Annotated in this window: 16 protein-coding genes; 7 read left to right on the forward strand and 9 right to left on the reverse strand. The window is 57.5% G+C overall.

What is annotated here, in order from left to right; translation table 11 throughout:
* Window positions 1-76: 76 nt before the first annotated feature.
* Entirely contained in the window at window positions 77-448 is a 372-nt protein-coding gene (locus ACZ5DH_RS12075; protein ID WP_464254507.1) for a hypothetical protein, read from the reverse strand.
* Window positions 449-818: 370 nt separating this feature from the next.
* Here ACZ5DH_RS12075 and ACZ5DH_RS12080 point away from each other — a divergent pair, with 370 nt between their 5' ends.
* Window positions 819-1715, forward strand: a complete 897-nt coding sequence (locus tag ACZ5DH_RS12080) for a LysR family transcriptional regulator (protein ID WP_464254508.1) — start codon at window positions 819-821, stop codon at window positions 1713-1715.
* Window positions 1716-1919: 204 nt separating this feature from the next.
* Here the strand turns inward: ACZ5DH_RS12080 and ACZ5DH_RS12085 are convergent, their stop codons facing one another.
* The 4 genes from ACZ5DH_RS12085 to ACZ5DH_RS12100 all read right to left on the reverse strand — a co-directional run bounded on the left by ACZ5DH_RS12085 (window position 1920) and on the right by ACZ5DH_RS12100 (window position 5063).
* On the reverse strand, window positions 1920-2168 hold the full coding sequence (locus ACZ5DH_RS12085; RefSeq protein WP_464254509.1) for a hypothetical protein: 249 nt from the start codon (window positions 2166-2168) through the stop codon (window positions 1920-1922).
* A 64-nt stretch (window positions 2169-2232) separates the two neighbouring features.
* A complete protein-coding gene (locus ACZ5DH_RS12090) occupies window positions 2233-3993 on the reverse strand; it encodes a methyl-accepting chemotaxis protein (RefSeq protein WP_464254510.1) in 1761 nt (586 codons plus the stop codon).
* Window positions 3994-4249: 256 nt separating this feature from the next.
* Window positions 4250-4384, reverse strand: coding sequence for an endonuclease (locus ACZ5DH_RS12095; protein ID WP_464254511.1), 135 nt, complete (start codon window positions 4382-4384; stop codon window positions 4250-4252).
* Window positions 4385-4856: 472 nt separating this feature from the next.
* Window positions 4857-5063: a hypothetical protein gene (locus ACZ5DH_RS12100; protein ID WP_464254512.1), complete on the reverse strand. Its 207-nt coding sequence runs from the start codon at window positions 5061-5063 to the stop codon at window positions 4857-4859.
* 149 nt (window positions 5064-5212) lie between these two features.
* On the opposite strand from ACZ5DH_RS12100, the gene ACZ5DH_RS12105 reads away from it, so the two are divergent.
* On the forward strand, window positions 5213-5452 hold the full coding sequence (locus tag ACZ5DH_RS12105) for a helix-turn-helix domain-containing protein (protein ID WP_464254513.1): 240 nt from the start codon (window positions 5213-5215) through the stop codon (window positions 5450-5452).
* Window positions 5453-6123: 671 nt separating this feature from the next.
* Here the strand turns inward: ACZ5DH_RS12105 and metK are convergent.
* Both metK and panC read right to left on the reverse strand, forming a co-directional pair.
* Window positions 6124-7296 (reverse strand): methionine adenosyltransferase, encoded by a 1173-nt coding sequence (gene metK, locus ACZ5DH_RS12110; RefSeq protein WP_464254514.1) that lies wholly within the window; start codon window positions 7294-7296, stop codon window positions 6124-6126.
* A 43-nt stretch (window positions 7297-7339) separates the two neighbouring features.
* The gene (gene panC, locus ACZ5DH_RS12115; protein WP_464254515.1) at window positions 7340-8185 is read right to left on the reverse strand and encodes a pantoate--beta-alanine ligase; all 846 of its coding nucleotides are present in this window, start codon (window positions 8183-8185) and stop codon (window positions 7340-7342) included.
* 199 nt (window positions 8186-8384) lie between these two features.
* On the opposite strand from panC, the gene ACZ5DH_RS12120 reads away from it, so the two are divergent.
* Both ACZ5DH_RS12120 and ACZ5DH_RS12125 read left to right on the forward strand, forming a co-directional pair.
* A complete protein-coding gene (locus ACZ5DH_RS12120; RefSeq protein WP_464254516.1) occupies window positions 8385-8954 on the forward strand; it encodes a hypothetical protein in 570 nt (189 codons plus the stop codon).
* Between the two features lie 245 nt (window positions 8955-9199).
* Window positions 9200-9790 (forward strand): adenylyl-sulfate kinase, encoded by a 591-nt coding sequence (locus ACZ5DH_RS12125; protein WP_464254517.1) that lies wholly within the window; start codon window positions 9200-9202, stop codon window positions 9788-9790.
* A gap of 427 nt (window positions 9791-10217) precedes the next feature.
* Here ACZ5DH_RS12125 and ACZ5DH_RS12130 read toward each other — a convergent pair whose 3' ends face one another.
* Window positions 10218-11561: a deoxyguanosinetriphosphate triphosphohydrolase gene (locus ACZ5DH_RS12130; protein ID WP_464254518.1), complete on the reverse strand. Its 1344-nt coding sequence runs from the start codon at window positions 11559-11561 to the stop codon at window positions 10218-10220.
* A 475-nt stretch (window positions 11562-12036) separates the two neighbouring features.
* Here ACZ5DH_RS12130 and aroC point away from each other — a divergent pair, with 475 nt between their 5' ends.
* Genes aroC through recD2 form a run of 3 tightly spaced genes read left to right on the forward strand, consistent with a single transcriptional unit; the run spans window position 12037 to window position 15696 of the window.
* A complete protein-coding gene (aroC, locus tag ACZ5DH_RS12135; RefSeq protein WP_464256554.1) occupies window positions 12037-13131 on the forward strand; it encodes a chorismate synthase in 1095 nt (364 codons plus the stop codon).
* Window positions 13128-13427, forward strand: a complete 300-nt coding sequence (locus ACZ5DH_RS12140; RefSeq protein WP_464254519.1) for a helix-hairpin-helix domain-containing protein — start codon at window positions 13128-13130, stop codon at window positions 13425-13427. Before aroC ends, ACZ5DH_RS12140 begins: the two co-directional genes overlap by 4 nt.
* Window position 13428: 1 nt before the next feature.
* Window positions 13429-15696, forward strand: coding sequence for an SF1B family DNA helicase RecD2 (recD2, locus tag ACZ5DH_RS12145; protein ID WP_464254520.1), 2268 nt, complete (start codon window positions 13429-13431; stop codon window positions 15694-15696).
* 1209 nt (window positions 15697-16905) lie between these two features.
* On the opposite strand, the gene ribB is transcribed toward recD2, so the two are convergent.
* Window positions 16906-17577, reverse strand: a complete 672-nt coding sequence (gene ribB, locus ACZ5DH_RS12150; RefSeq protein ID WP_464254521.1) for a 3,4-dihydroxy-2-butanone-4-phosphate synthase — start codon at window positions 17575-17577, stop codon at window positions 16906-16908.
* Window positions 17578-17600: the final 23 nt, after the last annotated feature.

Raw genomic sequence — 17600 nt, forward strand, 5'->3', positions numbered from 1 at the left:
GGCGTGCACGGGGCTGGTTCAGAGGCGTGTTCGCCGCTTTGTTGTAGCGCGCTGGCTCCGGCTTTCTTCTGCCCTGCTACTCCGCCTCGGACGGCAGGGAATAGTCCTTCATGCAGCCGACGCCAAAATGGATGAAAAAGTCCGGGTAGCCGTCCACTGGCAGCCAGAAGGCCACAGGCTCCTGCCCGCCGGGGCCGGGTTGCCCGCCCTTTTTCCAGGACGCCACATGTTTGCTGACGGTCTTGTGGGCAAGACAGCCCTTGTGCGCCTCCGCCGGGCCATGCTTGGCGCAGATCATGCCCACGTCCCTTCCAATGCTTTTACAGGCCGGGTTAAGGGCCACAATGCGCTTGGATTTGTGGGCGAGCTGCACTCCCTCGGGAAAATGGTCAAACATAAGGTGAAAGGCCTCAATGAGTTTTTCATCCACCTGAAAATCATCGTTCATAGGTTCTCCTCAAGTATGGCCCGCATATCAGGCAGCGCCCGTATGCGGGACGTGGGCAATTTTAGGTTGCAGGCGCGCTGGCGGTTGCCTGGGCTGGCGCTCGGGTGAAGGCGCAAACGCTGCGTATCTGCGGATGTCTGCCCTCTGGCCGACTGCGTGTCTGCCCGGCTGACCATCTGGCCGGCTACAGGGTTGTTCGGCTGCGTGCCTCAGGCATTCCGAGCCTTTTGCGGCGTCATCCTCGCAAGGGTAGTCTGCTCCAGGCTGGCACGCGCCCGTCCGAGCGCCGGGTTTGACTTCACATGACTCTCACGTATCATTGTTGAAGATGTTTATATATGACGAAAATATACTCAGGATATTGTCGTAAATGAGAAATGATCTGCGCAAGCTTCTGGCTGATGTTCCGTATTTTCTGGAGGCCGCCAACCATCCGAGTTTTACCCAGGCGGCGGAAGCGCTGGGCATTCCGCTCGCGACGCTTTCACGGCGCATCGCGGCCATGGAGCAGCACCTTGGAGTGAAGCTTTTTTTCCGCAATACGCGCATTGCCGGTTTGACGGAAGACGGCAAGGAACTGCTGGAAAGCTGCAAGTTTATCATGGCCGAGGCCAGCGGCGTCAGAGACCGGCTCATGCAAAAGCAGACGGAGCCGTGCGGGCCCATACGCATGTCGGTAGAAGCCTTTGTGTACCACTGCTGCATGCACGGCGCGCTGGGATCCTTTGTGGAGCAGTACCCCCAGATAAGCCTGCAAACGGTATTTTCCACAGAATGGAAGGACCTGCACAGAGAGCCCTTTGATCTGGACATCAGAACAGGCCCCGTCCCCTACCCGGACCTGAAAGTCAGAAGGCTTTTGTCCATGCAGCCAGCCCTGTTCTGCACAGTGGAATTTCTGAACAGCTATCCCCGCCCGGAACATCCGGGCGATCTGGCCCGGCTGCCCTTCATTGCCCAGACAAGCGAGGGCCGCCCGCTGGTGACCTGCTCAAAAAAGGGGCAGGTGGAAACCGTGGCCCTTCAGCCGAGGCATACCGTGCAGAGTATCGGTCTGGCGCTGGAACTGCTGCTTGCCAATCAGGGCGTAACAACGCTCATCCCCCAGCTAGCCAGGGCTTTTGACAAGGAGGGCAGGCTTGTCCGGCTTTTGCCCGACTGGGAACTGACAAAGACAGACATCAATCTTACCTTGCCCGGCGATCGCCCGCCCAAGCGCGTACGCCTCTTTGTTGATCACATTGTGAAGCATTTTCAGAGCCTGTAGGCGACATCCAGGCATGACGGACGGCACAGGTGGGCGTCAGCTCTGGCGGGGTAGTGGCCGCGCTGCGCGGCCCGGTGAAGTGTTCAGTATAGGCGGGAGGGGCGCGGCTTGTAACTTGTGGCTGTGCATCGGCTGTATTGAAAGCGGGGCGTTGGGGACTGCCTCCGGCGGCTCAGGGCGCGCGACCTCCCGAAAAATCCCGTGTTATGGATTGTTGCTATCATATACTATATGAAATAATTGATAAATTTTGATGAGGAACGAAAATTTCCTTTTGCAACAAAAGGTGACTTTCAGAGCGTTGACAACGTCAGCGCTACCAATAATCAGGAGCAGGCCGCCGTTTGCCCCGCTGTCAAGCGACTGATTTCCGTATATCTGGAAAGCAGGCCCCTTTTGCTTTGCTGTCCATTTTTCCAGGCCGCCTTGCGGCCAAGAAAAAAGGCCCGGCAAACGGGCCTCCTTTCGAGTGGCTCCCAAAGGAGCCTTTTTCGCAAAAAACGGACTGAATGCCTGGCTAGACTTTGCTGCCTTCGGCCTTCATGTCGTTGATAAGGCCCATGAGCACCTGCGACTGCCGTGCCAGCTCGCCCGTGGCCTGGGCAGCCTGCGACATGGCCGTGGCAGTCTGGCTGGAAATAGTGGCCACCTGTTCCACTGAGCGGTTGATTTCCTCGCTGGCGGCGGATTGCTCCTCGCTGGCCGTGGCGATGGCGCGCACCTGATCGTTGGTCTCGTCCACCAGGCCGACGATGCTGCGCAGGGTTTCCCCGGACTGGTTGGCGAGATTGGTGGCTTCCTGAATGGTGTTGATGGAGAGATCGACCCCGGATGCGCTCTTGCGGGTTCCCTCCTGAATGCCGCTGATAACCTGGCCCACCTCATGGGTGGCTGCCATGGTTTTTTCGGCCAGCTTGCGTACCTCGTCGGCCACCACGGCGAAGCCCCGCCCGGCCTCGCCCGCGCGGGCGGCCTCAATGGCCGCGTTGAGGGCCAGCAAATTGGTCTGGTCCGCAATGTCGGAAATGACGCCCATAATCTGGCCGATGCCCTCGGCCTGCCCGCTCAGGGTATCCATGTCCTGCTTGAGTTCAAGGGCTTTGCTGGACACATCGTTGATGCCCGCCACCACCTTGGACACTACCGCCGCGCCCTCTTGCGCCTGCGTGCGGGCCTGCTCCGACATTTTCGAGGCGTGCCCGGCATTGCTGGCGACCTCGCGTACCGTGGCGTTCATTTCTTCCATAGCCGTGGCTGTTTCGTTGACTCGCTGCGACTGCTCGTCCGCGCCACGGCTGGACTGCTCAATCTGGGCCGAAAGTTCTTCGGAAGCGGAGGTCAGAATGTCCACCACGCCCTCAAGCTGCTGCGCGGCTTGCAGCATGCCCTCGGCCTTGGCGCGCTCGGCGGCGGCTTTGGCGGCATTGGCCTCTTCCGTGGCCAGCCGGGCCCGCTCGGCCTGCCGCGCGGCTTCGGCGCTTTTTTCCTCGGCCTCGGCTATTTTCTCCTTCATGGTAGCCGTCGCGCTCCGCATCACCTCGTACACGCCACCGGCCCGCTTCTGCGCCCGGAAGGTCACGTCAAGGTTGCCGCGCGCCACTTCGCCCGCTACCTGGGCCATATAACCAGGGTCTTCGCCGAGTTGGCCGAGCACGTTGCGGGTCAACAGAATGGCCAGGGCGATGGAAATGAGAAGGCCCAAACCTATGGCCGCGTAGAGCATGCGGCTGGCCGTATTGGCCATGGCCTCGTTGTCATCGGCTATGTATTTGGCCTGTTCGGCCTTGGAGGCCACCAGATCGTCGATAGCCTTCTGGTAGGCATCGGCAGCTTCTCTGCCCTTGCCGTTCAGGTGGGCGCGGGCTTCCTCACGCTTTCCGGCACTGACCAGGGAATTTACTTCGTCAATTATCTTGCGGAACTCCCGACGCTGCGTCATGTACGCGGCCATGACGGCTTTGCCCTGCTCGGAAATAAGGCTGGCTTCCACCTTGGCGCTGCCGGCATCGATCCTTTCACGGAGTTGGGAAATGCTGCTGCGCTCTTTGTCCTGCTCGGCGGTATTGTCGGTGGTGGCAATATGCTGAAGGCTCAGGCGGATTTTCTGAAACGCCGTGGACATGTGAATCAGATCGACCATGGGTACTGTGGCCCTTTCGTACAAAACGGTATCGGCGTCATCCAGATCATGCAGCTTGTTGTGGGCGAAAAGCCCCACAGCCAAGGTTATCAAGGTTGAAAACAGGAACCCGGCCAGAAGTTTTGTTTGCAGTTTCATAGGTTATCCTTAATGATTATTTTTACCGTAACTATGCGTATTTTTATTTGAAAATCAACATAACCTGATGATTTACACGCAGAAAAATTTTTCTGCAGAATTTGACGCCATACTGTTTTTTCGGGTGTTGGATATCATGCGGCATATTCATACGGAAGATAGATATCAGATGATATTTTCTTATATGCGCCATGCCTATGATTTATGGCTCTGTTTGAAGGAAGGGCTTATAACCAGTTGTAAGCTATAAACACCTTTAAATTTTATATTTTTCTAAGATAATACAGTTATCTTTTGCAAATTTATTTTCATCACCTTGAATTATCTCTATTCTTTTAGATCGTTTACATTCCCAATCATGAACTGGGTACATTTTATCCCATGAATTCATTAATTTTTTTGTTTATTATTCATTCTATAATTTGGATATGAACTTTCCATATATTTGTACGTTCGTGCAATGACACCTCGAGAATTAATTGGAGGTTCAACTTTGTTTTTATATATTTTCATCTGACAAAAATTATATTGGTAAATCATAATAAGAATATAAAAATAGTAAAAAAATTTATCATTATTAAAATGAGTATAATTATTGCAACAGGAATAATATCATAAAAATATACAGATGATGCATTCAAGCTGTGCCCACAGTTATAACATTTTTTAGCATTTAACCGATTTATTGCACTACAGGATGGACATATTTTCTTTTGGAAGCCAACCATATTTAGCTCCTGTATAAAGCATATGATTGCACAAGGCATATTAATTTATGTTTTACGCAATCATCTTTAGCTATTCATAATTTTCATATCTGTAAGTATTTTTAAAGCTATATCACTATGGTATTCTCTTGTTCGTCATGGAGTCATAAATATTTCAGCTATTGCCCAAAATACACATCCACCTAATGTTAAGACAAATACCCGGCATAATTCTATTTTACATAATAATAGCAATTGGATAGAAAAGAAAATTGAAAGACGCACCATCCATCCTGTTGAGCGCTTTTTCTTTTCAAACCCGGTTTGAAATAAGCCTTGTTCTTCGGGAGCCATTTCCGCCAAGGCCGCTTTTGCTTGGGATATGGCAAAAGGGATGCCTTAATCAGTAGCGGCATCTCATTCTCCCCAAAAATCAGAATGGATTACAATAATAACCAGGGTTACAATTGTGACACTCATGATGTCAAGAGGAAATATGATAACTTAGTAAAATGAGAAGCGAATTAGAGATATATCAAGAAATTTCGGAGGTATTGGAGCGGAGACGTGCGCATTTGAAAATGTCGAAAAGACAATTAGCTAAATTAACTGGCATAACACCTGTATATTTACGCGAAGTACTTCGAGGTGACAGAAAACCATCTGTTGTTATTCTTATTTCAATATGCTCGGCACTAAACTTAAAAATGTCAGACTTGTTCCTTCAATTGGAAACCCAAAACAAAATATAAATTAATTCAAGGTAAATATTTGACATTATTTATTATTTGAAGCAGTCAATGACTTGCATGCTCATAAACCCTTTCTTGGAACAGAGCCATTATTTATTGATTGCCATGTGAATGTGCAGTTTTTCATTTTATGCAATTGCCACGATTCAGAACAAAGCGTGCAGAGGCCTTCACCGCTGTTCAGCCATATGTGTTGCGCCCATCGGCATGGGTGTTTCCCTGGCATCTCAATTTTCATTCCTGCCTCAAGGCCTGTATTGACCCGACGAAAAAGGGGGGGGAAACCTGTGCAAGGTTTCCCCCCCGTCGTTTGGGCAAAGGGAACGTTTGGGGTTGCCACCGGCGGAACACGGGCTCTCAGGGCGCGGTCCTTCGAGAACTTCGTTTTTTCAAGTTAGCCGGACTCTACAACCTATTAGAGCAGATTAACTTTGAAATGCTTCACATTTCAAAGTTGTCATTCAGCCGAAAAATGCGATTTGCGGCTGAATCCACGCCACGTTGCGGCGCGCTGCACTTTCGTGCTTCCTTAGAGCATTTACACTTTTTCAAAGTTAAAATGCTCTAAAACACCTCATAAAAGTTTTTGATGGAGAGAGCGCGAGAGAGGCCCCTTTTTACAAAAAGGGGCCTCTCTCGCAAAAAAACGGACTAAAGGCCTGGGGCCAGGGCTACACCTTGGCGGCGGTGCGCAGGTCGGCCACGGCGTCGGTGGCTTCCCACGTGAATTCGGGCAGTTCGCGCCCAAAGTGGCCGTAGCAGGAGGTTTTCTGATAGATGGGGCGCTTGAGGTCAAGGCGCTTACTGATGAAATAGGGGCGCAGGTCAAAGACTTCGCGCACGGCCTTGGTCAGGATTTCGTCAGGAATCTCGCTGCTTCCCTGCGAAGACACAAGCACGCTCACGGGCTGGGCCACGCCGATGCAATAGGCGATCTGCACTTCGCACACAGGGGCAAGGCCGGCGGCCACGACGTTTTTGGCGATGTAGCGGCCCATGTACGCGCCGGAACGGTCAACCTTGGAGGGGTCCTTGCCGGAGAACGCGCCGCCGCCGTGGTGGCCGCTGCCGCCGTAGGTATCCTGAATGATCTTGCGACCGGTAAGACCGCAGTCGCCCATGGGACCGCCCACCACAAAACGCCCGGTGGTATTGATGAAGATTTCGCAATCTTTTTCGGTGAAGTAGCCGGAGGGCTCAAGGATGGGGCGAATCACGTGTTTTTTCACGGCTTCGGCCACATCCGCCTGACTGGCGCTGGCGGCGTGCTGTGTGGAGACCACCACGTTGTTGATGCGCACTGGCCTGCCGTCCTGGTATTCAAAAGAAACCTGGGTCTTGCCGTCCGGGCGGAAAATGTCCACCAGACCGTCCTTGCGCACCTTGGTGAGCTGCTGCGAAAGCTGATGCGCCCAGTAGATGGGGGCAGGCATAAGAGTGGCGGTTTCGTCGCAGGCATAGCCGAACATCATGCCCTGATCGCCCGCGCCCTGGTCTTCGGGCTTTTCACGCACAACGCCCTGGGCGATGTCGGGCGACTGATGCCCGATGGTGGAAATGACGGCGCAGGTCTTCCAGTCAAAACCCATGTCGGAGTTGCTGTAGCCGATGTTCTTGATGGTCTCGCGCACCACGGTGGGCAGGTCGGCGTAGCCGGTGGTGCTGATTTCACCGGCGATAATGGCCATGCCCGTGGTTACCAGGGTTTCGCAGGCCACGTGGGCGTCGGCGTCCTGGGCCAGCAAGGTGTCCAGAACAGCGTCGGAAATCTGGTCTGCCACCTTGTCGGGATGCCCTTCGGTGACGGATTCGGAGGTAAAGAAGTATTTGCCCTTGGTCTGCATGCTGTTCTCCTTTAAGGGATCACACCGCAGGCGCGGTGAGTTGCTAACGTAGAATAATGTTGTCGATAAGGCGGGCCTTGCCCATGCGCACGGCACAGGCCATGAGGGCCGGGCCGTCAACCTTGTCGAGCGGGGCCACGGATTCGGGATGTACAATGCTGAGATAGTCCAGCCGCCCCAGCGGCAGTAACTCCGCCCAGCGACGCAGCACGGACTCGCGCAGCAGGGATGCGCTGGTTTCGCCTTCCTGCGCCAGCTTTTGCGCGTGCAGCAGGCCCCGGCGTATTTCCGGCGCCTGGGCGCGTTCCTCAGGGGTAAGGTAGACGTTGCGCGACGAGAGAGCGAGGCCGTCGGCTTCACGCACGGTGGGTCGCGTTTCAATGCGCACAGGCAGGTTAAGATCCCGTACCATGCGCCGCAGGATGGCCTGCTGCTGCCAGTCTTTCTGCCCAAAAACGGCTACGTCCGCCGCGCTCAGCATGAAAAGCTTGAGTACTACGGTACACACGCCGCGAAAATGTATGGGCCGGTTCTGACCGCACAGCCCCTTGGCAAGGTCGGGCACCTCAACCCAGGTGGCGTGGTCCGGTGCGTACATGGACCCCGGTTCGGGCATAAAGAGCACGTCCGCGCCATGGCTGGCGGCAATGCCCGCGTCGCGTTCGGCGTCACGCGGGTATGCGCCAAGGTCCTCATCGGGGCCAAACTGGGTGGGATTGACGAAAAGGCTTACCACAAGCCGTTTGCCCAACGTGCGACCGTAGGCCATAAGGTCTTCATGTCCGGCGTGGTAGTAGCCCATGGTGGGAACAAGGGCGATGTCGTCCCCGGCCTTGTGCCAGGCGCGGCACTGGGCCGCCAATTGCTGTGGGGTAGTTAATATCTGCATATCAAGGTATTGTGATATAGTTAAAGAAAGTCCTTTTATACACGTGTCGAGAATGCTTGTAAAGAAAAAGCGGTTCCCCCCTGAACTGCCGCCCCGGGGCACAGGGGCGCGGCGTGGAGTCGCGGGGGGCGTGCGCGGGGCCGGGCCGCCGCTCTTGACCCCCCCGGCGGCAATGGGCATAAGAGGGACGGGAGGCCTCATGCTGAAACCTTTTTATCAGGGCAAGTTGGACACATTTTGCGCGATTTACGCGGTTCTGAACGCCCTGCGCCTTACCCACAGCATACGGGTGCTGAGGGCGCGCAACATCCTTAATGAAACCCTGATGGCTCTGGCGGCCTCGCCGGAAGTGTTCAGGGCCGTGCTTGAGCAGGAGACCGATTACTGCAACCTCGTGGACGGCATGCTGCGCGCGCAGAGTCGCGTATTCCCCCTGGACGTACGCCAGCCCTTTGGCACGGACCAGGATCCCTCAACCGAGCAGGTGTGGGACTGCTGTGACCAGTGGCTTAATGGCGGCAACAACCGCGCCCTTGTCTTTCGTTTTTTGCGCCACATCACGCCTGACGGCCCGGCCGTGAACCGCCACTGGACAACGGCCGACAGTCTGAAAGATGGCGTGCTGCATCTTTTTGACTGCAGCCATGAGGCGGAGGCCATCCTCAATGTGCGCAAGGGCAGCTTTGTGACCCGCCCGCAGGAAATCGAGCAGGACAAGCTGCTGTATATCCAGCCGGAAACCATCCGCCTGATACGCCTGCCGGTCTAGGGCATTTTACCTTTGCAAGAAGTTACATGCGCTACCGCTGCGCGAAAGTGCCGTGCGCCGCAACGTGGGGTGGATTGCCTGACCGCCCTTGCTGCACCGTCAAAAAACCACGCCTTTTCCCAATTTTTATTATAGTCATATGTAATAAAACATCTTTTTTACACTGGCCGGGTTATTGCATTTTTACAGGTGTTCTTTGGCGCGGCACGCGCGCCCAACGCAACCCGCAAGCAAGCGAGGTAAGCATGACGCCTGTACTCTGGCTGCTGGGCCTTTCCGGCAGCGGCAAAACCGCACTTGGTTCCCTTCTGCGCCTGTACCTGGAGGGGCAGGGCATTGAAACAGCCTTTATTGACGAAGGCAGATTTTGCCGACAGGTCGATGTCGCCCCAGAGGTCCGCATTGCCGCAACCAACGCCCTGCGCGATCATGCGTTGCAGCAGCACGCCCAGGGGCGTCTGTGCATTGTGGCGGCTGCCACCCCCTATGCCTGCATGCGCCAGAAAAACCGTGAACTCTTGCCCCTGTACCGCGAAGTGTGGGTGCGCTGCTCGCTGCAAACGCTGGTAGAGCGTGACACCAGGGGCTTGTACGCCATGGCCGGGCACACGCACGTCGCCGGACTGTGCGGCCTTACCGACAAATTTGATGAGCCGCGCCGCGCCGATCATATTCTTGACACTGACCGCCACAGCCTGGCCGAAAGTTATCTGCAGTTGCGCGACCTTGCCCTGAATGCTCTGGATGACGCGCGCCGCTGGCAGCGCGTGCAGCATACCCTGCTGCCGGAACGCCCGCTGCCCGCGGCCCGTATGCAACCAACCATAGCCCTTTAGAGCAGATTAACTTTGAAATGCTTCACATTTCAAAGTTTTCATTCAGCCGAAAATGCGATTTGCGGCTGAATCCACGCCATGCTGAATCCACGCCATGTTGTGGCGCGCTGCACTTTCGTGCAGCGTTAGAGCATTTACATTTTTTCAAAGTTAAAATGCTCTCGTGCACGTTCCCTTTGAAATTGCACTGGCGGCTGCGTGAGCAGACGCCCGCCGCAGAGGCGCAAGCGGCAAAGACCCGCTAGCGGCTGTCGCAAAGCGCATTTTTCGGCAGAATGACAACGTCGAACTGTGCAGCATTTCAGCGCTGGCATGATCTGGAGCAATTTTCATTGCCATTGTTCTGGCGGCTGTGGCTGGAACCTCCTGCCGTCACTGGCGATCTTGCCCCGCGCGTTTGTCTGCCCATTTTGCCAGGCGGGATGCGCTATTGCGCCGCTGTGCCTGAAAACTGCTGCGAAATGAAGGTCGCGTAATCGTCCGTCATGCCGGACACAAAATCCAGCACGCGCAGATAGGCCGCATACAGGCACTCGCCCTTCAGGGGAGCATTGGCGCCCATGAGAGTAAGTGCGCGTTTTTCCTGATAGGACATGGAATTGTTTTTGCTGAAATTGAAGCAGGCCGGGATAAAAATGTCCAGCAGGCGCTTGTACAGTGTGTACGTGCCTATTTCCAGCGCGGTTTTCTGCGGATTATTCATGATCTTGCTGTTAAAGACCTCTTTTGCCGCGCTCATAAATTCCGCCACATCCGGCTGTGCGTGCTTGAGCAGATCGCCCTCGAGCGCACCGGCCATCATGTCTTCATAACAATCCATAAATGTCTGCACCACGGAAGGGATGATGCGCGCCATGGCCTTGGTGCGCAGCATGCCGGAGCGCCGCCGGTCGGAGTCCATAGCTTTGAGGCGTTCCGCATCCATATCGTTGTCGCCCAGCAGCGGCTCTACCACATTCTTGATGTCCTGATAGGCAATGATGCGCAGTTCGCGCGCGTCTTCCATATCTATGATGCGGTAGCAGATGTCGTCCGCCGCCTCCAGCAGGTAGGAAAGCGGATGCCGCCGCGCGCGGCCGTCCCGCATCAGGCCCAGGGTTGTGAATATTTCCGTGAAAATGCCCTGCTCCGCCAAATAATAATTAAACTTGCCGCTGGATTGCCCCAATGCCTCATGGGCGGAGCGGGGATACTTCACAAGGCTTGCCAGCACGGGAAAGGTCAGGCGAAACCCCCCGGCGTCCTTGTTGTTCTCAAGCGTATTGACCACCCGAAACCCCTGGGCGTTGCCGTCAAAGGCCTCAAAGTCCGCCCGTTCCGCTGGCCGCAGATCCTTGAAATAATGCTCGGTATGGCCCGTATCCTTGAACCAGTCGCGTATGGCTTCTTCACCGGCATGGCCAAAGGGCGGGTTGCCGATATCATGCGCCAGGCAGGCCGCCTGTATGATCTGGCCCAGATGATCCGGTCTTAAACCGTCCGGCAGGTGTCCCCGGTCGGCCAGGGTCTGCCCTACCTGAAGGCCCAGTGAACGTCCAACGCTGCTTACTTCAAGCGAATGGGTAAGGCGGTTGTGGATATGGTCATTGCGCACCAGCGGATGCACCTGGGTTTTCTTGGCCAGCCTGCGAAAAGAACTGGAAAAGATGATGCGGTCATAATCCTGCACAAAGGGATTGCGCACAACATCAAGGCCGGCAAGCATCTTGCCCTGGCGCGTTATGCGGTACGGAGCCAGCAAACGGCCCCATTGTTCTTTATGGTCGCTCATAAGTTCTCCTCCAAAGGCTTTATGACAACTGCCTTCGGGCTGCAAGCCCGTGAATCTTTTGTGCTGCGCCGCGTCAGCTTATGCACGTGGAAACGGGTTGCACAGGGATGACGTGATCGTCTCGCGACATAGAGAGCATGCGCGGCTGGCACTTCAGGGAGAATAACATACTGGCCCCATTGACAAGGCCGCCCCTGGCAGGCCACCGCTGCCACCCGTCGCATAGACGGCCCAAATTAAATCAGTAAAAAGCCGCCATGCCCGGCGGGGTGCGGCAACCACCGCTCTGAAGGTCAGGCCCTGCTTTCTTTTCTCTGAAGTACCTATCGCGCGATACCTCCACCCGCCGCGCAGGCGGCCCATGGCGCGTCATGCCCACGGCTTGCCAGCCGCGCTTCCCTTTTCTATACTGAAAAGATTCTGGCTGCCAAACGGCTGCCCCGAACCATTTTTTCTGTCCTGCGCGAGGTGCATGATGGCCGGTAACACCTTTGGGCGCGCCCTGCGCCTGACCACTTTTGGCGAATCCCACGGGCCCGGCCTTGGCGGCGTCATTGACGGCTGCCCCGCAGGCCTCGAACTTGCCGAAGCCCATATGCAGGCCGAACTGGATCGCCGCAAGCCAGGCCAGGGGCCAACAGCCACCAAGCGCAAGGAGGCCGACACCGTTCGCCTGCTTTCCGGCGTTTATGAGGGGCTCACCACAGGCACGCCCATCGCGTTCTTTATTGCCAATGAAGACCAGCGTTCCCACGATTACGGCAATCTGGCGGAAGTTTTTCGCCCCGGCCATGCGGACTGGGGGTATTTTCAGAAGTACAACGGCCTGCGCGACCACCGGGGCGGCGGGCGTTCTTCCGGGCGTGAAACAGCGGCTCGTGTGGCTGGCGGCGTTGTGGCCAGAAAAATCCTGGCCCTGCGTGGCGTGAAAATTCTTGGCGGCTGCGTTGAACTGGGCGGCGTTGCCATACCCCAATGGGGCATGGATATGGACGGGGCCGCCACGCGCCCCTATTGCGCCGCCGCGCCCTCAGCGGTCACACAGTGGGACGCCCTGGTGGCCGAGGCCCGCAAGGCCGGAGAAACTCTGGGCGGCATTGTGCGCATTGAAGCGCGCAACGTGCCCGCAGGGCTTGGCGAACCCGTTTTTGACAAGCTGGAGGCTGTGCTGGCCCACGCCATCATGAGCGTGGGCGCGGTCAAGGGCGTGGAGATAGGCGAAGGTTTTGCGGCGGCGGCCCTGCGCGGCTCGCAGAACAACGACGCGCTGCTTCCCGCTGACGAGCCAGGCCCCGGCAGGGCACGCTTTGCCTCCAACCACGCGGGCGGCATTCTTGGCGGCATTTCCAGCGGTCAGGACATTGTGCTGCGCGCGGCGGTCAAGCCCATCGCGTCCATTGCCATCACGCAGAACACCGTGGACAAGGAAGGCAATGCCGCCACGGTGCTTGTGGGCGGGCGGCACGATCTGGCGGCCATCCCGCGCGTGGTGCCCGTGCTGGAAGCCATGACGGCGCTGGCCCTGGCCGATGCGCTGCTTTTGCAGCAACGCATGGGCGTTGGCGTATGAAGAAGCACCCTCTGCAAGGCCTGCGCTCCATCGGGCCAGCCGCGCTGAAAGATTTTGACCTGCTTGGCGTGACCAGCCTGGACGACCTCGCAAGCCGCGACCCGCAGGAACTGTATGACGCCCTTTGCCGCCTCAAGGGGCAGAAGGTCGATATCTGCTGCCTGGACGTCATGCACTGCGCTGTGGCGCAGGCCCGTAACCCGCACCTGCCGCCGGAACAGCGCGACTGGTTCTGGTGGTCGCGCAACCGCAAGGCCATCCCTGACGGTAAAAGCCCTGCCCTGGAAAACCGCTGACATGAAGGAAATGTCCCTGCTGCAAGACCCGGATGCCGTCGAACTTACCGGCACCATCGAGCGCGTCGTCTTTCACAACGAGGAGAACGGCTATACCGTTCTGCGTCTCATGCCCGGCAGCGTCAACGGTTCGGGCGGCGACGGCGGCCTCGCCCGTCCGCGTGACTCGGTGAGCTGCGTGGGACATATGGTCAATCCGCAGGCAGGGGTGCAGATGAAGCTCAGCGGGCGCTGGGTCAACAACACCCGTTTTGGCCGCCAGGTCGAGTTCAGCTCCGCCGAGGAAATGATGCCCGCCACCAGCGAGGGCATCCGCCTGTATCTGGCGTCCGGCCTCATCAAGGGGGTCGGTGATGAAATGGCCACCCGCATCGTCAAAGCCTTTGGCACAGACACCATCCGCGTACTGGACGAAGAGCCGGAACGCCTGCTCAAGGTACGCGGCGTGGGCCGGAAGAGTCTTGAGCGCATACGCACTTCCTGGGCCGAGCACCGGGGCATACGCGACCTTCTGCTCTTTTTGCAGCCCCACGGTATCACCCCGGCCTATGCCGTGCGCATCTACCGCGCCTATGGCGGCGATGCGCTGAACATTGTGCGCGAGAACCCGTACCGCCTGGCCATGGACATTCACGGCATCGGCTTTGTCACGGCTGATGCGGCGGCGCGCAAGCTCGGCTTTGAGCATGACCACCCCCTGCGGATTCAGGCGGGCACTCTGTACGTGCTGCAAAAAGCCACGGACGACGGCAACGTATACCTGCCGGAATCCGCCCTTATGGATGCCGTATGCGCCCAGTTGGGCGTGGACGAGGGCTTGGTGAGCGAAGCCCTGTCTTCCCTTGAGGAGGACGAGCGCATTGTGCGTGAAGATATGGATATGCCCGGCGCTGGCCCGGATTCCGACGCGCACGTCTGCCTGCCGGAAACCGGCATCTACCTGCGCCGCTATTTTCACTGCGAATCCAAAACAGCCTTTTATCTGCAAAGGCTGCTCAATTCTCCCAAATCCATCCGTTTTGAAAATGCTGACGCCACCGTGGACAAGGTGGTGGCGCAACTGGACATAGCTCTTGCGCCCGAACAGCTTGAAGCCGTGCGCATGGCCGCGCGCAGCAAGGTTATGGTGCTCACGGGCGGCCCCGGCACGGGCAAGACCACCATCATCAACGCCATCATAAATCTTTTTGCAGAGGTGCGCGCCCGCATATTGCTGGCAGCGCCCACAGGTCGCGCCGCCAAGCGCATGGCCGAAACATCCGGGCGCGAGGCCCGCACCATCCATCGTCTGCTGGAATACAGCCCCAAGGAGGACGGCTTCGCCCGTAATGAGGATAACCCCCTCGCCTGCGGCCTGCTGGTGGTGGACGAGGCGTCCATGATGGACACCCTGCTTTTCTACCATCTGCTCAAGGCCGTGCCGCTGGGCGCTACCCTTGTGCTGGTGGGCGACGTGCACCAGCTGCCCTCGGTGGGGCCGGGCAACGTGCTGGCCGACGTGATCAGCTCCGGCGTTGTGCCCGTGGTGGAACTGACGGAAATTTTTCGTCAGTCTGCGGAGAGCGAAATCATCTGCAACGCCCACCTCATCAACAGAGGCGAAGTGCCTTCGCTGGAATCCAGCAAGGACCGACTCTCGGATTTTTACTTTATCCACCAGAACGATCCCGAAAAGGCCGCCGAGCTTATCGTGGACCTTGTGCGCAACCACATTCCGCGTCGCTTCGGTTTTGATTCCGTTGACGATATTCAGGTGCTCACCCCCATGCACAAGGGAGCCGTGGGCGCGGGGCAGATGAACGCCCGCCTGCAGGAAGCCCTGAATCCCAACGGCCTGGAAGTGCGGCGCGGCGAGCGTGCCTTCCGTCTGCACGACAAGGTCATGCAGATACGCAACAACTACGACAAGGACGTTTTTAACGGCGACATGGGGCGCATCAGCTTTATGGACCTTGCAGACCGCACCCTCAGCGTCACCTTTGACGATCGCGTGGTGCCGTACGAGTTCGATGAACTGGACGAACTGGCCCCGGCTTACGCCATATCCATCCACAAATCCCAGGGGTCGGAGTATGCGGCCGTGGTCATCCCCATCATGATGCAGCATTATATGCTGCTGCAGCGCAATCTGGTCTACACGGGGGCCACGCGCGGCAAAAAGCTGGTCATTCTGGTGGGTGAATCGCGCGCGCTGCATATGGCCGTCAAAAACAACAAGACGCGCAAGCGCTACACCCGGTTGGCGGAGAGGCTGCGCCCCCCTTGCTAGAGCGGAGGGATTGGCGTGGGGGGTGGTACCCGGATTTTCCGGTGAAGAATTAAAAAAGGGCCTGTTCTTTGAGAGTGAGCTTCTGTGCCCTTGCGGGTATGGGAGCTTTTCTTTTTTACTGGGCCGCCTGCGCGGCGGGCGGCGATGTGAGGGCTACGGGCTGGCGCTCTGAAGAAAACAAAGCAGGGCTTGTCCTTTGAGCGGTGGCTTTTGCGCCCTGCGGGCACGACGGCTTATCCTTTTCTGCTGTTTGGGCCGCCTGCGCGGCGGGCGGCAGATGGGGGCCTGTTAGGGGCTGCCGCCCCTCCGAGGCCCCCTCTGCACTCCCCCCGGACGACCCCGCTGGGCTTGTCGTGTCTCTCCACTCCCACGGACTAGCCCTTAAAGGCTTTCCCGTTCCCACCATTCCACGAGGGCTGCGCGGCTTCTGCTCCGGGAGCTTCCTCGCTGCGCTCGGCGATCTCCCTGCGCGCCGCGCAATGCCATCGTGCGTGAACACTCTGAATGAGAGCCCCGGAGACATCTGGTTGGCTGGAGAAGTGCCGAAAGATTCGGGCTTGGCATGGGTTTTTGTTGCGTTCAAAAAAAGCAGATTAAGCATGCCTCCCCAAAAGTCTGCCAAGCAAACAAAGCACATAACCTGTACTGTTTCTCAGGCAGGAAGCGTATTGCTACCGGGGGCGGTGCCATAAAGAATCGAAGCTAACACGTCGGCATGAGGTACTCTTACGGCTCTCTATACAGCGCATGTCGCGCGCTGGCATTGCGCGGCGCGCAGGGAGATCGCCGAGCGAAGCGAGAAAGCTCCCGGAGCAGAAGCCGCGCAGCCCTCGTGGAATGGTGAAAAGTGGAAAGCCCCACGGGGTGCTTCGGGGGGGATGCAAGGGGGGCCGAGAAGGGGGCGCAGCCCCATAACCGGCCCCGCCTTGCCGCCCGCCGCGCAGGCGGCCCAAACTAAAAAATTGAAAAGTCGCCGTGCCCGCAGGGCACAACACCCGCCTCTCAAAGGACAAGCCCTACTGTATTTTCCTTAAGCAACGGCTGCGGGAGTCCCTTCACCCGCCACGCAGGCCATCAAAGCAATAATAACAATAAAAGCGGCCCTTTTCATGAAGGAAGAATCCTCCAGCGAATTCACCCAAAATGAAAAGGGCCACTTGACGCGAAAGTCAAAAATGACCGTCAGTTAACAACCACCGAAGCATTACATCAGGCGGATATGGCAATTTGCTCGTCTGCCAGGCTCAGCCGCCAGGCCACAAGGTCTTCCACACTGCACAGGGGCAGGTGATGGGCAAAGGCAAAGGCCGCTACCTGCGGCAAACGCGCCATCTTGCCGTCATCCATGGTCAGTTCGCACAGCACGCCGCACGGAGCGTGTCCGGCCATCCGCATGAGGTCCACGGTGGCTTCCGTGTGCCCGCGCCGCTCCAGAACGCCGCCGGGACGCGCCCGCAAGGGAAAGACATGGCCGGGCCGACGCAGATCTTCCGGGCGGGCGTTGTCAGCCACGGCCGCGCGAATGGTGGCGACGCGGTCCGCCGCTGAAACGCCCGTGGTCACGCCGGTGGCGGCCTCAATGGAAATGGTGAAGGCCGTCTGCTGCGTGTTGGTGTTGTTTTCCGTCATCATCGGCAGATCGAGGCGATGGGCGTGCCCGTCTGTGATGCACAGGCAAACAATGCCGCTGCAATGCCGGATGAGCATGGCCATCTGCTGTTCCGTGATGGTCTGGGCCGGAAAAATGAGGTCGCCTTCATTTTCGCGGTCTTCGTCATCCACCACAAGAACGCCGCTTCCGGCGCGCAGGGACGCCAGGGCGTTACGAACGCGCTCTTCAGCGCTGCCAAAGGAATGAAGGGAAAGTGAGGTCTGATGCATGCCGTTCTCCTGTTCCGGTTCAA

It is taken from the genome of Desulfovibrio simplex (assembly GCF_055387835.1).